Origin of the sequence: Tahibacter aquaticus (assembly GCF_004363655.1) — a bacterium.
Taxonomy (GTDB): Bacteria; Pseudomonadota; Gammaproteobacteria; order Xanthomonadales; family Rhodanobacteraceae; genus Tahibacter; species Tahibacter aquaticus.
In genome coordinates, this window is record NZ_SNZH01000002.1 from 592,160 (window position 1) to 605,899 (window position 13,740).

Below are 13,740 nucleotides of genomic sequence, written 5' to 3' on the forward strand. Positions count from 1 at the left end.
TCAGGCCTCGCCTGCACGAACGGCGGCGGCCACGTCGCAGGCCAGCGTGCGGCCACCGCGCTCGGCGCCCCGCTCACGGCGCCGGTCGCCCTCGGCCGGCCTGGCCAGGGCTGCCAGCAGGGCCGCGGCCAGGTCGTCCTGCCACACCGATTCCACCGCGCCCATGCGCACATAGTTGTCCACGCCGGGGGCGAATACGGGCGAGCTGCGGCTCAGCGCCTCCAGCTTGTCCAGCGGCTGCTTGGTCACGCGTGCCATCGCGCGCAGGTCCATCACGCGGATCTGGGCACCGGCCAGGGCGTATATCTGGTCGGCCATCAGGCCGAAGGAAAGGAAACCGCCGCTGACCGCTTCGCCGTAGACCAGCGTCACCAGCCGCGCGCCGCGCCGGCGGGCCAGCTCCAGCGTGCGCGCCAGATGGGCGAAGTAGGCATTGATGCCCAGCAGTTCGTCGCGCCGCGACAGGCGCTGTCCGGCGGTATCGACCAGCATCAGAATCGGCCGCTGCGGATGCTCGCGCGTGCTGGCCAGTACGGCCGCGGCCAGCTGCAGCGCGTCGTCGATGCCGACTTCGCGCCGGTTGGCCGTGCCGATCAGCGTGACCTCGCCCGCAGCCGTGCGGGCGCTGCCGCTGAACACATCGTCGCGGCGCAGGATGGAGTGGCCGAGCGGGAAAAGGCGTTCGAGCAAGGGCATCAGTTGCATGGCGTTCCCCGTGTGGCGGCGGCGGCGAGGAATTCCGCGGTGTCCAGCAATGGCAGACGCTCAGGTTCGGCAATGCCCTGGCGGCGCCAGATTTCCAGGCCGTCGCGGCAGTCGCCGTAGTCGGCGATGCGCTGCGACAGGCGGGTTTGTTCGCGCTCCAGCGCGACCAGGCTGTCGCCGCTTTCGTGCAACCCGTCCAGTGCGGCCAGCACGGCGTCGGCAAAGGCGTCGATGCGGTCGGCGACGAGCAGGTTGGCCTCGCCCAGCAGGAACCGGTGCTTGCCGCCGGTGACACGCCATACCAGGGCGCGGTCGCGCGCGTCGAATTCCTCGACGCCGCGTACCGTCTCGATCACTTCCGGGCCCGACAGCGACAGGCGTCCTTCCTCGGACATCAGCACCGCGCTGCAGCAGCGCGCGACGATGCCCATGCCGCCGAACGCGCCGTTTCCGCTGCCGATCAGGGCCAGCACGGCGACACCGGCGGCGCGCGCGGCCAGGGTTGCGCGCAGGATCTCGGAGATGGCGATCAGCCCGGCATTGGCCTCGTGCAGGCGTACGCCGCCGGTATCCAGCAGCAGCAACACGGCCGCCGGCCGCTCGGTGACGGCGCGTTCCAGCAGTCCGGTGAGCTTGGCGCCGTGCACCTCACCGACACCGCCGCCCAGGAAGGCCCCTTGTTGCGCGGCAATCAGCACGCGCCGTCCGCGCAGCAGTCCTTCGCCGACGACCACGCCGTCGTCGAAGGCACCGGGCTGATCGAGCGGAGTCAGGTGCGGGCTGGCCATGCGCCGGCAGGGGCCGACGAATTCGCGGAATGAAGCGCGGTCGAGCAGGCCGGCGATGCGCGCACGCGCATCCGCCTCGTAGAAGCTGCGCGTGCTGCTGTCGTGTACCGCGTTGACCGCAGAGGGTTCGGCGGCGGTTGCCTTGGCGTGGGGAGGCTTCACGGTGCGCTCTCCTGCAAGGCTTCCAGTGCCTGGCTCAGGCGCAGGCTGACGACCGCTGGCGTGGCGCCGACGTCGTTGATCGAGATGCGCAGGTCGCGCAGCGGATGGCGCGCGGCGAAATCGCCCAGCACGGCCTGCCAGATCTCGCCGAAGCCACGCGCGGCGGTGACGATGTGGATTTCCATCGCCCCGTCCAGCGGCAGGCGTTCCAGCAGGACTTCGAGGTTGCCCGAGGCGACGACGCCGACCAGGGCGTGGTGCTCGCCGGCGGGCAGCGCCTGACGGCCGTCGAAACGAAAGCGAAGCGTTTCCATGTTGTTGGCCCTCACCAATGGCGGAAGCGTTTGGGCGGGTCGTACAGCCCGCCGGACCAGCGCACCAGATCCTTCACCGTGCGCGCCGCCAGCAGGTCGCGGCTGGCGTCGCGGGTGCGGATGCCCAGATCGTCTGGACGCCGGATCACGCCGCGGTCGCGCAGGTTCTCGACCATGCGCCGGTCGCGCTGCAGGCCTACCGCGGTATAGCCGGCGACGCCGCGGATCGCCTGTTCGCGCTCTTCCGCAGTGCGGCACAGCAGCAGGTTGGCGATGCCTTCCTCGGTCAGCACATGGCTGACGTCGTCGCCATAGATCATCACCGGCGGCAGTGGCAGCTTGGCCCGTTCGGCCAGTTCCCAGGCGTCGAGGCGGTCGACGAAGGCTGGCGCCATGTGTTCGCGGAAGGTCTCGACCATCTGCACCACGAGCTTGCGTCCGCGCGGCATCTCGCCCGGGCGGGCTGCCTCGGCACCAGCCTTGAGCCAGGCCGCGCTGGCATGGCGGCGTCCGCGTGCGTCCGAACCCATGTTGGGTGCGCCGCCGAAGCCGGCGATGCGGTCGCGGGTCGCGGTGGAGCTGTTGCCCTGCAGGTCGATCTGCAGGGTAGAGCCGATGAACAGGTCGCAGGCGTACAGGCCGGCAGTCTGTGACAGCGCGCGGTTGGACCGCATCGAACCATCAGCACCGGTGAAGAACACGTCGGACCGGGCCGCCACGTAGCGTTCCATGCCGAGTTCCGAGCCGAACGAATGCACCGACTGCACAAAGCCCGACTCGATCGCGGGGATCAGCGCCGGATGCGGGTTGAGCGCCCAGTGGCGGCAGATCTTGCCCTTGAGGCCGAGCGATTCCGCATAGGTCGGCAGCAGCAGTTCGATGGCCGCAGTATCGAAGCCGATGCCGTGATTGAGCCGGTCGACGCCGTATTCGGCGTAGATGCCCTTGATCGCCAGCATCGCCATCAGCACCTGGATCTCGGAGATCTGCGCCGGGTCGCGGGTAAACAGCGGCTCGATATGGTTGGGCCGCGGCGCCGCAATGACGAAGTCGACCCAGCCGGCGGGAATGTCCACGCGCGGCAGGCGCTCGACGATCTCGTTGACCTGGGCAATGACGATGCCGCTGCGGAAGGCGGTGGCCTCGACGATAACCGGCGTGTCCTCGGTATTCGGGCCGGTATAGAGATTGCCGTCGCGGTCGGCGGCCTGGGCGGTGACCAGGGCGACGCGCGGGGTGAGGTCGACGAAGTAGCGGCCGAACAGTTCCAGGTAGGTATGGATGGCGCCGATTTCGATGCGGTTTTCGGCAACCAGGCCGGCCAGGCGCGTCGCCTGCGGCCCGGAGAAGGAAAAGTCGAGCCGGCGTGCGATGCCGCGTTCGAACACATCCAGGTGCGCCGGCAGCGACAGCACCGACTGCACCATGTGCAGGTCGTGCAGGCGTTGCGGGTCGGCCTGGGCCAGGCACTGGGCGAGAAAATCGGCCTGCTTCTGGTTGTTGCCTTCCAGGCAGACCCGGTCGCCCGGTTCTATCACCGCTTCGAGCAGGGCGACGGCATCCTCGGCGCGTACCTGCCTGGCTTGTGCGAAGCCGGCAGCCCGCGCCAGGCGCCGACTTCTTCCCTGGGCCAAGTCATTCCACTCTCGTGTCACGGGGGCTGCCTCGCCTGGCGGGGATTTCGTAATAATTATTTAGTAATTATTTTAGAATGACAACAGCAAAACTATACGCGCTCGTATCGGAGCGGCCGGCGCCAGCGGCCATGGGCGCGGCGACAAGGGGTTTTTGCGGTTCGGCCAGGGCATTGCGCCAGGTCTGCCAGCCGCAGGGTTTTCGCGCTATCGTCGGATGGCTTCCACGTACCGGACCGGCTGCTGTACAGCGGCCTGGCCGAGTAGCCCGCGCCGCAGGGGCGGGTGGAGCACACGCAGCGATCCGGGCGCGTCCCGGTGCCACGTAGGGGAAAGCCATGGTCATCTGTCCTGTCGCTTTGGCGGTGGGTTGCCGCAAGTGCCCGGTATTCGCGGTCTGTCCGGTCAAGTCCGTGATCGGCGACTACAAGCCGGAAACACCGCCGGCGCCCCAGGCGGCGGCAAAAGCCGCGAGCACCCGGGGCAAGCCCGGCAAAAAGGCGGCCAGCAGCAAGGCGCCTGCGGCCGAGCCGTCCAAGCGGCGCAGCTCGCCACGCCGCTCGCACTGAGGCGGCGCGAACGGCTGCAGCAAGCTGCCTGGAGGGCGCCCGGCGGATACGCGGCCCACGATCGGGATGCGCGGCAGGGCATGGCTCACGCCATGGTGCGGCGTCGGCAGTGCAGCCAGGCAGCGGTCGGCTGCGATCCGGCGGCACTGCTGCGCCAATCGCTCCTGGCGTTGCCTAGACCGCTATCGCCGGCGGCGCGCGCTCAGGCCGGCTGCAGGTTGGCATAGGCCAGCACCAGCCATTTGGCGCCGGCAGTCTCGAAATTGACCTGCACCCGCGTGTGCTCGCCGACACCTTCGTAATCCGTCACTACGCCGTCGCCGAAGCTCGCATGCAGCACGCGCTGGCCGAGCTTCAGCGCCGGCGCCTCTTCCAGCACGGCATGGTGGTAGCGGCTGTTGTAGGCCGGCCGGCTGACCTGTACGCGAGGCCGCACTTCGTGCAGCAGCTCGCGCGGAATTTCGTTGAGGAAGCGCGACGGCCGCGCATAGGTTTCCATGCCGTGCAGGCGGCGCTGTTCCGCATAGCTCACGGTCAGGCGTTCGCGGGCACGAGTGATGCCGACATAGGCCAGGCGGCGCTCTTCTTCCAGCCGGCCGGATTCGTCCAGCGATTTCTGGCTGGGAAACAGGCCGTCTTCCAGGCCGACCAGGAAGACCAGCGGAAACTCCAGGCCCTTGGCCGTGTGCAAGGTCATCAGCTGGACGCAGTCCTGGCCGGGTTCGCCCTGGCCTTCGCCCGCTTCCAGCGCGGCATTGGACAGGAACGCGGCCAGCTCGCTCAGGCCGGCTTCCTCGTCGTCGGCGCCGAGGCGGAACCGGCTGGCGACGTTGATCAGTTCGTCCAGGTTTTCCACCCGCGTCTCGGCGCTGCCGCGCGTGTCCTTTTCGTAGTACTCGCGCAGTTGCGAGCGCGCGATCACGGTTTCCATCTGCTCGGCCAGGGTCAGGCCGACTTCGATCTCGTCCAGTGCGTCGCCTTGTTCCTCGGCGGCGAACAGGCCGGCAGGCGGTGCCTCGGCGGGTTCGGGCTGCGGCGAGATTTCCCGCGCCAGCTGCTCGATCAGCTCGATATAGGCGCGCAGTGCGCTGCGGCTGCGCGGTGCCAGTTCGCTGCCGCCGATCACGCTCAGCGAGGCTTCCCACAGCGAGCTGGCATCGCGCCGCGCGAGCTGGCGTACCAGCTCCAGGGTGCGTTCGCCGATGCCCCGCGGCGGCGTGTTCACGGTGCGCTCGAACGCGGCATCGTCGTGGCGGTTGGCGGTCAGGCGCAGATAGGCCAGGGCATCCTTGATTTCGGCGCGGTCGAAGAAACGCTGGCCGCCGTAGACGCGATACAGGACGCGGTGCTGGTTGAACTGCTCTTCGAACACGCGCGACTGCGCATTCGAGCGGTACAGGATGGCGACATCGGACGCGGCACCGCCGCCGGCGACCCATTCGCGGATGCGCTCGACCACGTAGCGCGCCTCGTCCTGCTCGTTATAGGCAGCGTACAGATCGATCGGGTTGCCGCTTTCTCCGGAAGTCCACAACTGCTTGCCGAGCCGGCCCGGGTTGTTGGCGATGACGGCGTTGGCCGCCTTGAGAATGGTCGCGGTGGAGCGGTAGTTCTGTTCCAGCCGGATGGTCTTGGCACTGGGGTAGTCGCGCAGGAACTGCTGCACATTTTCCACTTTGGCACCGCGCCAGCCGTAGATGGCCTGGTCGTCGTCGCCGACCACGAACACCTTGCCGGCCTGGCCGGCAAGTACGCGCACCCAGGCATACTGCAGGCTGTTGGTGTCCTGGAATTCGTCGATCAGCAGATGGCGCCAGCGTTCCTGGTAGTGGGCAAGCAGGGCTGCATCCTGCAGCCACAGTTCGTGCGAGCGCAGCAGCAGTTCGGCGAAATCGACCAGGCCGCCGCGGCGGCATTGCGCTTCGTAGTTTGTATAAATATCCAGTAGCGTGCGCGTGGTCGGATTGTCGCCGTGCTGGATCGCGTCGGGCCGCTTGCCTTCGTCCTTGCAGCTGTTGATGAACCAGGCGGCCTGGCGCGCCGGCCAGCGCGATTCGTCCAGATCCAGCCCCTGGATGACGCGTTTGATCAGGCGCTGCTGGTCGTCCGCATCGAGAATCTGGAAGGTTTCCGGCAGCTTCGCCTCGCGCCAGTGGCGGCGCAGCAGGCGATGGGCAATGCCGTGGAAGGTGCCGATGGACAGGCCGCGCGTGCCGTGCTCGATCATGCTTTCGCAGCGGCCGCGCATTTCGCCGGCAGCCTTGTTGGTGAAAGTGACCGCGAGTATCGAATACGGCGAGACACGCTCAACTTCCAGTAGCCAGGCGATACGATGGATCAGTACGCGGGTCTTGCCGGAGCCGGCACCGGCCAGTACCAGGTAGTGGCCGGCAGGTGCGGAAACCGCTTCACGTTGGGCAGGATTGAGATGATCGAGCAGATGAGAGACGTCCATCCGGCGATTTTACCCGCGATTGCGCGCTGCCTGGCGTGGCTGGGCCTGCTCGGTGCGAGTACCCAGGCCGCTGCGGCTGTGCGTTATGCGCTGGACTACCTGCCCGCCACGCAGGAAATGCACGTGCGTTTGTGTGCCGATGCCGCGGCCCAGCGCGAGTTCGTCATCGCGCGCGATGCCGCGGCGAATATCGCCGGACTCGCACGCGAGCACGGCGGACTGCAGCGCCTGGGTGACACGCGCTGGCGCGCCGACCGCTGGAAGAGCGGCGAATGCCTCAGCTATCGCGTCGCGCTGGCGCCGATCGCACGGCGCAACGACTACGACATCGGTGTCGAAGTCGGCGTCGACATGCTGGTCGCGCCGCAGTACTGGCTGCTGCGCAGCGACGGCGACGAGGCGGCCGAGGCGACTGTATCCATGCCCGACGGCTATGCGTTTTCGCCACCGTGGCAGGCACTGGACGGCAGTACGGCGCAACAGGGGAGGTTTCGCATTCCGTCCACACCGCCGGCCTGGTCCAGCCTGGTCGCTGTCGGCAGCTTCGAGGAAAGCACGCTGCAACTGCCCGGCGGTACGGTGCGCGTGGCGATGCTCGGCGGCATCGATACCGCGAACCGGGCCAAGCTGCTGCGCTGGATGCAACACGCCCTCGCCGCGGCCAGCAGTGCGCATGGCGAGTTGCCGCTGCCGCAGGCGCAGGTGGTGTTGCGTCCCGTGGCGTTGCGCGGCGGGCGGGCCGTGGGTTTCGGCCAGTCGCTGCGCGGGCAGGGCAATGCGGTGCATATCCAGGTCGATCCCAAGGCAACGCCGGACCAGCTCGACGCCGACTGGACGGCCGTGCACGAATTTGCCCACTGGGCGCATCCGTATCTCGGCGACGATGGCGCCTGGCTGGCCGAAGGCCTGGCGAGCTACTGGCAGAACACCTTGCGCGCGCGTGCCGGCCTGCTCACGCCGCTGGCGGCGTGGCAGCAGCTGGATGCAGGTTTTGCCCGCGGCCGCGGTGCCAGCAACGACCAGCTCAGCCTGGCCCAGCTGAGCAGTGCGATGCAGCGCGAGCGCGCCTATTACGCCGTGTATTGGTCGGGTGCGGCCTACTGGCTGCAGCTGGATGTGGATTTGCGCAAGACCAGTGGCGGCCGCTTCGGTATCGAAGAAGCGCTGCGGCGTTTTCGCGCCTGCTGCCTGCTGCAGCGGCGGGCCTGGGCGCCGCGGGAATTCGTCGCCAAGCTGGACAGCCTGATGCACAGCGATCTGTTCCTGCGCCGCTACGACGCGTATTCCGCACGGCGTGGTTTCCCGCCGCTGCAGACGATCTATGCGCAGCTGGGTCTGCAGCGCAGTGCCGACGGTGCCGTGCAGCTGCGCGACGATGCGGCGGACGTGGCCATCCGCAGGGCAATCATGCGCAAGCCCGGCCGGGCCGACGAGCCATAGCTGCCGGCCGGGCAGGGCGATCTCAGTGGGCGATTTTCGGCGACATGATGCGATCGATCAGGGCGATGGCCACCGCGGATACGACGAAGGTCAGGTGCAGCAGGGTCTGCCACAGCATGGTCTTGGTATCCAGCTCGTCGGCCTTGATGAAGGTGGCCAGCAGGTGGATGGACGAGATGCCGATGATCGCCGTTGCCAGCTTCACCTTGAGCACGGCTGCATTCACGTGCGACAGCCACTCGGGCTGGTCCGGATGGCCTTCCAGGCCCAGGCGCGAGACGAAGGTTTCGTAGCCGCCGACGATGACCATGACGAGCAGGTTGGAAATCATCACCACGTCGATGAGGCCCAGCACGGCCAGCATGATCGTGGTTTCCGGGCTATGTCCCGCATCAGCGCCATGGGCGACGGCTTCGGCCGCCTTGGCGGTGAGGTCGGCAGGAAACAGCGTGGTGGCGAGCAGGTGCCACAGTTCGCGCAGGAACTGCACCACGTAGACGCCCTGGGCCACGATCAGGCCGAGATAGAGCGGCAGCTGCAGCCAGCGCGAGGAGAAGATCAAGGCCGGCAAGGGCCCGAGGTTCTGTTTGTCGATACTCATGGGATTCACAGGCGGCGGGAGGGCGCGGAGTCTAGCAACGGCCGGTACAAATCCTGATGAGGATTCGGTCCTGGCGCGGTGCACAGTGCAAAGCGACGCGAACCGCGCAGAAAACCGGCAGCTTCGCTCAATGGAGGTAGCCGTGGCCGATTTCAACGGCGGCCACAGCTATTCGCCTAGGCCTGGCTCACGCCGGGCAGGCTCAGGACATAGTCCGCACCCATCAGCAGCGACGGCGTGTAGAAACCGCCGGCCACCGGCTGGCCGAGCAGCCGGCGCACCATGCCGATCGAGGCCGTGGCCGTGAGTTCGTAGCCGTTGGGCGCGCTCAGCATCAATTGCGCCTGCGCGCCGGCGGCATTGCGCACCTCGCCCCAGACGGTACAGCCGCTGCGCTCGCGTTTTCCGGCGTCCGGTCCGGCCGTGCTGCCGGCGCGGTGCTTCAGCCAGGCCTGTACCGGGCCCAGGCCCAGCAGCGGCTTGAGCCAGCGCAGCCGGCGTACGCGGCGTATTGTCGCCGGCGACACGGCCATATAGGTTTCTATATTCGGAATTCCGGTGGAAATGTAGGCGGTGTATACATCTCCCCAGGGTATGGTCATGGCGCTGCGCACTTGGTCGCCGCGGCGGAATTCCCGTGCTTTCCAGCCCAGCGGTACTTCCACCAGCTGGCCGTCGCGGCGCGCGCGACCGCCTTTGGCCAGGCCTTCGACGCTGGTCTTGGCGGTACCGGGGCTGGGGCCGCCGCCGGCTTCGAAGGCCAGCACCAGATGCGTCGCGTCCGGCAGGCGCTGTTTCAGTTGCGCAGCCACGCAATCGGTTGGCACCACGTCGAAACCCGTACCCGGCGCGACGACGATGCCGCATTCGCGGGCGCGCGCATCGGCGCGATGGCACAGGGCGAACACGTCGATTTCGCCGGTGATGTCGAGGTAATGCACCTTGGCCGCGAGGCAGGCGTCGAGCATGGGCTGTGCGGTTTCGCTGAAAGGTCCGGCGCAGTTGAGCACCAGTGGCAGGTCTTCGATGTGGCGTTGCAGCTGCGCCGCGTCGGCAAGGTCGAACACGCGCGCGGCCAGATTGAATTCCTGCGCCATGGCCTCCAGCGCGGCGCGATTGCGCCCGGCCAGCACCGGCTGCAGGTTTTGCCGCAGGGCTTCCTGCACGATCAGGCGGCCGGTATAGCCATTGGCGCCGTAAATCAGGAAGCGGCTCATGCGCTGCGCCCTGCGGCTTTCAGCGCAGCCACCAGGCGGCCGAAATAGAACTCGGGCAGCCAGCGCTTGAGGCGATAGCGCATGCGTTCGAGTGCCGTGGGAACGATCAGGAAGCGGCCGGCCATCACAGCGTCAAAAATGGCCGCGGCGATGTCGTCGGCGTTCTCCGCAGCGTTTTCCATGAGCTTCTGCGCCATCTGGCGCGAGGCATCCGGGCCGCGGAAGTTCTGCAGCAGGTTGGTGCGAAAGAACGACGGACAGACCACCGAAACGCCGACGCGGCTGTCGGCCAGGGCCAGTTCCGCACGCAGGGTTTCCGACAGGGTCACCACGGCCGCCTTGGCCACCGAATACGAACTCAGGCCACCGGCACCGGCAAGGCCGGCGAACGACGCGGTGTTGACCACATGGCCGCTGCCCTGGCGCAGCATTTCCGGCAGGAAGGCCTGGCAGCCGCGCACGACGCTGAGCAGGTTGATTTCGAGCATCCAGCGCCAGTCGGTCATGGGCGTCTGCAGCAGATTGCCCGCCGACGACACGCCAGCGTTGTTGTACAGATGTTCCAGTCCGCCCCAACGCGCCATGACTTCGTCACGCAGGGCGAGCACGGCCTCGTCGCTGGCCACATCGACGCTGAAGCTGTCGGCTTCGCCACCCAGCGCACGAATTTCGGCGGCGACCGACTCGGCCCGCTCCAGCGAAATGTCCGCCAGACCTGCGCGCCAGCCCGCCCGCGCGTAGCGCAGCGCCAGGGCGCGGCCCAGACCGCTGCCGCCGCCGGTGATCAGCACTCGCTGTTTGTGCATGGGGTTCCCCGCCCTGTCGTGGGCGCTAACTGTGCCAGAAGCGCGGGGCCAAAAAAGATAGACCCCGAAGGCCAGGGGAGGACCTTCGAGGTCTGGGGTGCGGTAACAGGTCTGGGGAGGAACCTGGTACCGGTGGTTCATCCAGGGAGGGGGATGAACCGGAGGTGCCGTTGCGTGCACCTGATGACTAAGACGGGTTGGCAGGGCAAAGGTTCGCAGTGCCTGCCGGCTCGATTCAGGCTTCGTTCATTGACTTATTAATCAATGGGTTGGAATTCAATGCGCCTGATCCCAATTGGCGCCGGTGCCGATATCGACGACCAGCGGCACGGCAAGTTCCGCCGCAGCGCTCATGCGCTGGCGCAGGCCATCGCCGATTTCGTCGATTACTTCCTCGCGCACTTCCAGCACCAGTTCGTCGTGCACCTGCATCAGCATGCGTGCGTCGCTGCGCTCGCCCAGCCAGGCGTCGACGGTGATCATGGCGCGCTTGATGATGTCGGCCGCGGTGCCTTGCATGGGCGCATTGATGGCGGCGCGCTCGGCGCCGGCGCGCAGGTTGGGATTGCGTGCCCGGATGTCGTCCAGGTACAGGCGCCGGCCGAATACGGTTTCCACATAGCCGTCGCGGTGCGCCTGCTCGCGGATGTTGTCCATGTACTGGCGCACGCCCGGGTAGCGGGCGAAATAGCGTGTGATGTAATCGTTGGCCTCGTTGCGCGCAATGCCGAGTTGGCGTGCCAGGCCGAACGCGCCCATGCCGTACATCAGGCCGAAGTTGATCGCCTTGGCGGCGCGGCGCTGGTTGCCGTCGACCTGGTCCGGCGGCAGGCCGAACACCTCCGCCGCCGTGGCGCGGTGCACGTCCTGGCCGCCGACGAAGGCGCTGAGCAGGCCGGCATCGCCGGAGAGGTGCGCCATGATGCGCAGCTCGATCTGCGAATAGTCTGCCGCGAGGATGCGAAAGCCCGCGGGGGCGACGAAGGCCTGGCGGATGCGCCGGCCTTCCTCGGTGCGGATCGGAATGTTCTGCAGGTTCGGATCGGACGAAGACAGCCGCCCGGTCGCAGCTATCGCCTGGCCGTAGCTGGTATGTACGCGGCCGGTATGCGGATTGACGTTGTCGGCCAGTTTGTCGGTATAGGTCGAACGCAACTTGGCCAGGCCGCGGTAGTCCAGGATCAGGCGCGGCAATTCGTGCTGGTCGGCGATGGCTTCCAGCGCCTCTTCGTTGGTCGAGGGCTGCCCGGTCGGCGTCTTCACCACCACCGGCAGCTTCAGCTCGTCGAACAGTATGGCCTGTAGCTGCTTGGGCGAATCCAGGCTGAAACTGCGGCCGGCGATGCCGAACGCGGTCTGCGAGATTTCGTGCATGCGCTTGGCCAGCTCGTGACTCTGCACACGTAGTGCCTGAGTGTCGATCAGCACGCCGCGCTGTTCCATGCGCGCCAGTACCGGAATCAGCGGTGCTTCGATCTCTTCGTAGACTTTGCGCAAGGACGGTTCGGTCTCGAGCTTGGACCACAGCACCTGATGCAGGCGCAAGGTGATGTCGGCGTCCTCGGCGGCGTAGCGGGTGGCGTCCTGCAGCGCCACCTGGCCGAACGGAATCTGCTTGGCCCCCTTGCCGGCGACGCTTTCGTAGGGAATCGGGGTGTAGCCGAGATAGCGCTTGGCCAACGAGTCCATGTCGTGCCGCGTCGCGGTGGAGTTCCACACGTAGGACTCCAGCATGGAATCGAACTTCACGCCGCGCACCTCGATGCCGTAGCGCGACAGCACGTTCATGTCGTACTTGGCGTGCTGGCCGAGCTTGGCCTTGCTGGCATCTTCGAACAACGGCTTGAGTGCGGCCAGCACCGTATCGCGCGGCAACTGCGCCGGTGCACCGGGATAATCGTGCGCCAGTGGCACGTACGCGGCGGCGCCGCTGTTCACCGCAAACGACAGGCCGACGATTTCCGCCTGCAGCGGGTCCAGCGAGGTGGTTTCCGTATCGAACGCGATGATGTCGGCCGAGCGCAGCAGGCTTAGCCACTGCTCCAGCTGCTCCATTTCCGTCACGCAGTCGTAGACGCCTGCGGCGGCCAGGGCCGGGTCGAGCGAGGACTCGCCGGCGACCGGCTTGCGGTACTGCGCCGGTACATTGGCGCCGCGCAGTTCGTCGCCGGCGCCTTTGCTGTCGAGGTCTTTCAGTGCGGCATTGAAGCCGTAGCGCGCATACAAAGTGCGCAGCGTTTCGTCGTCGCGCTCGCGCAGGCCGAGGTCGGTTACGGCCTGCGGCAGGGAAACGTCAGTCTTGATCGTTGCCAGCTGGCGCGACAGCGGCAACTGCTGCAGCGCCTTGCGCAGGTTCTCGCCGATCTTGCCGCCGATCTTGTCGGCGCTGTGCATGACATTGTCCAGCGTCTGGTATTCGGCCAGCCATTTCGCCGCCGTCTTGGGACCGCATTTCTCCACGCCGGGAATGTTGTCGACGCTATCGCCCATCAAGGCAAGGAAATCGACGATCTGTGCCGGATGCACGCCGAATTTTTCGAACACGCCGGCCGGGTCCAGCGTGGTGTTGGTCATGGTGTTGCTCAGGGTCACGTGCGGGCCGACCAGCTGCGCCATGTCCTTGTCGCTGGTGGAGACAATCACATCGATGCCCTGCGCGGCGGCCTGCAGCGCCAGCGTGCCGATCACGTCATCGGCCTCGACGCCGGATTCGCGCAGTATCGGCATGCCCAGCGCCTGCACGATCTGCATCATCGGCTCGATCTGCGCGCGCAGTTCGTCCGGCATGGGCGGCCGGTTCGCTTTGTATGCGGGGTAGAGCTCGTCGCGAAACGTGGGGCCCGAGGCATCGCAGACAAAGGCGACGTAGTCGGGTTTGGCCTTGAGCGTGGTGCGCAGCATGTTGACCACGCCGAACAGCGCGCCGGTGGGTTCGCCGGCCGCATTGCTCAGTGGCGGCAGCGCGTGAAACGCGCGGTAGAGATAGCTGGATCCGTCGATCAGCACCAGGGTGGGCATAGGTTTCTCCTTGCGGACGCGGGAGCTTGGC

General features: G+C 67.1%; 11 protein-coding genes. 2 read left to right on the plus strand and 9 right to left on the minus strand.

All coding sequences use genetic code 11. The annotated features are described in order from the left end of the window. Genes mdcE through mdcA form a run of 4 tightly spaced genes read right to left on the minus strand, consistent with a single transcriptional unit; the run spans nt 1 to nt 3,624 of the window. Entirely contained in the window at nt 1-705 is a 705-nt protein-coding gene (gene mdcE, locus DFR29_RS05280; protein WP_133817517.1) for a biotin-independent malonate decarboxylase subunit gamma, read from the minus strand. Next, nucleotides 696-1,655, minus strand: a complete 960-nt coding sequence (locus tag DFR29_RS05285) for a biotin-independent malonate decarboxylase subunit beta (RefSeq protein WP_133817518.1) — start codon at nt 1,653-1,655, stop codon at nt 696-698. The genes mdcE and DFR29_RS05285 overlap by 10 nt, the downstream gene beginning before the upstream one ends. Then, nucleotides 1,652-1,969 carry a malonate decarboxylase acyl carrier protein gene (gene mdcC, locus DFR29_RS05290; protein ID WP_133817519.1) on the minus strand — a complete coding sequence of 106 codons (318 nt, stop codon included), beginning with the start codon at nt 1,967-1,969 and terminating at the stop codon, nt 1,652-1,654. Before mdcC ends, DFR29_RS05285 begins: the two co-directional genes overlap by 4 nt. Before the next feature lie 11 nt (nt 1,970-1,980). Further along, nucleotides 1,981-3,624 (minus strand): malonate decarboxylase subunit alpha, encoded by a 1,644-nt coding sequence (gene mdcA / locus DFR29_RS05295; protein WP_133817520.1) that lies wholly within the window; start codon nt 3,622-3,624, stop codon nt 1,981-1,983. Between the two features lie 317 nt (nt 3,625-3,941). Between mdcA and DFR29_RS05300 the strand changes: the two genes are divergently transcribed. Continuing rightward, entirely contained in the window at nt 3,942-4,172 is a 231-nt protein-coding gene (locus DFR29_RS05300) for a hypothetical protein (protein WP_133817521.1), read from the plus strand. Between the two features lie 202 nt (nt 4,173-4,374). Here DFR29_RS05300 and DFR29_RS05305 read toward each other — a convergent pair whose 3' ends face one another. After that, nucleotides 4,375-6,627 carry a DNA helicase II gene (locus DFR29_RS05305; RefSeq protein ID WP_133817522.1) on the minus strand — a complete coding sequence of 751 codons (2,253 nt, stop codon included), beginning with the start codon at nt 6,625-6,627 and terminating at the stop codon, nt 4,375-4,377. Here DFR29_RS05305 and DFR29_RS05310 point away from each other — a divergent pair. Next, on the plus strand, nt 6,613-8,067 hold the full coding sequence (locus DFR29_RS05310; protein ID WP_166653882.1) for a M61 metallopeptidase family protein: 1,455 nt from the start codon (nt 6,613-6,615) through the stop codon (nt 8,065-8,067). The two genes, DFR29_RS05305 and DFR29_RS05310, sit on opposite strands and share 15 nt — an antisense overlap. Nucleotides 8,068-8,089: 22 nt before the next feature. Here DFR29_RS05310 and DFR29_RS05315 read toward each other — a convergent pair whose 3' ends face one another. From DFR29_RS05315 to polA, 4 genes are all read right to left on the minus strand, one after another. After that, entirely contained in the window at nt 8,090-8,668 is a 579-nt protein-coding gene (locus DFR29_RS05315; RefSeq protein ID WP_133817524.1) for a TIGR00645 family protein, read from the minus strand. A 176-nt stretch (nt 8,669-8,844) separates the two neighbouring features. Then, nucleotides 8,845-9,885, minus strand: a complete 1,041-nt coding sequence (locus DFR29_RS05320; RefSeq protein WP_133817525.1) for a saccharopine dehydrogenase family protein — start codon at nt 9,883-9,885, stop codon at nt 8,845-8,847. Then, nucleotides 9,882-10,691 carry an SDR family NAD(P)-dependent oxidoreductase gene (locus DFR29_RS05325; RefSeq protein ID WP_133817526.1) on the minus strand — a complete coding sequence of 270 codons (810 nt, stop codon included), beginning with the start codon at nt 10,689-10,691 and terminating at the stop codon, nt 9,882-9,884. Before DFR29_RS05325 ends, DFR29_RS05320 begins: the two co-directional genes overlap by 4 nt. A 276-nt stretch (nt 10,692-10,967) precedes the next feature. Continuing rightward, nucleotides 10,968-13,709: a DNA polymerase I gene (polA, locus tag DFR29_RS05330; RefSeq protein ID WP_133817527.1), complete on the minus strand. Its 2,742-nt coding sequence runs from the start codon at nt 13,707-13,709 to the stop codon at nt 10,968-10,970. Between the last annotated feature and the right edge of the window lie 31 nt (nt 13,710-13,740).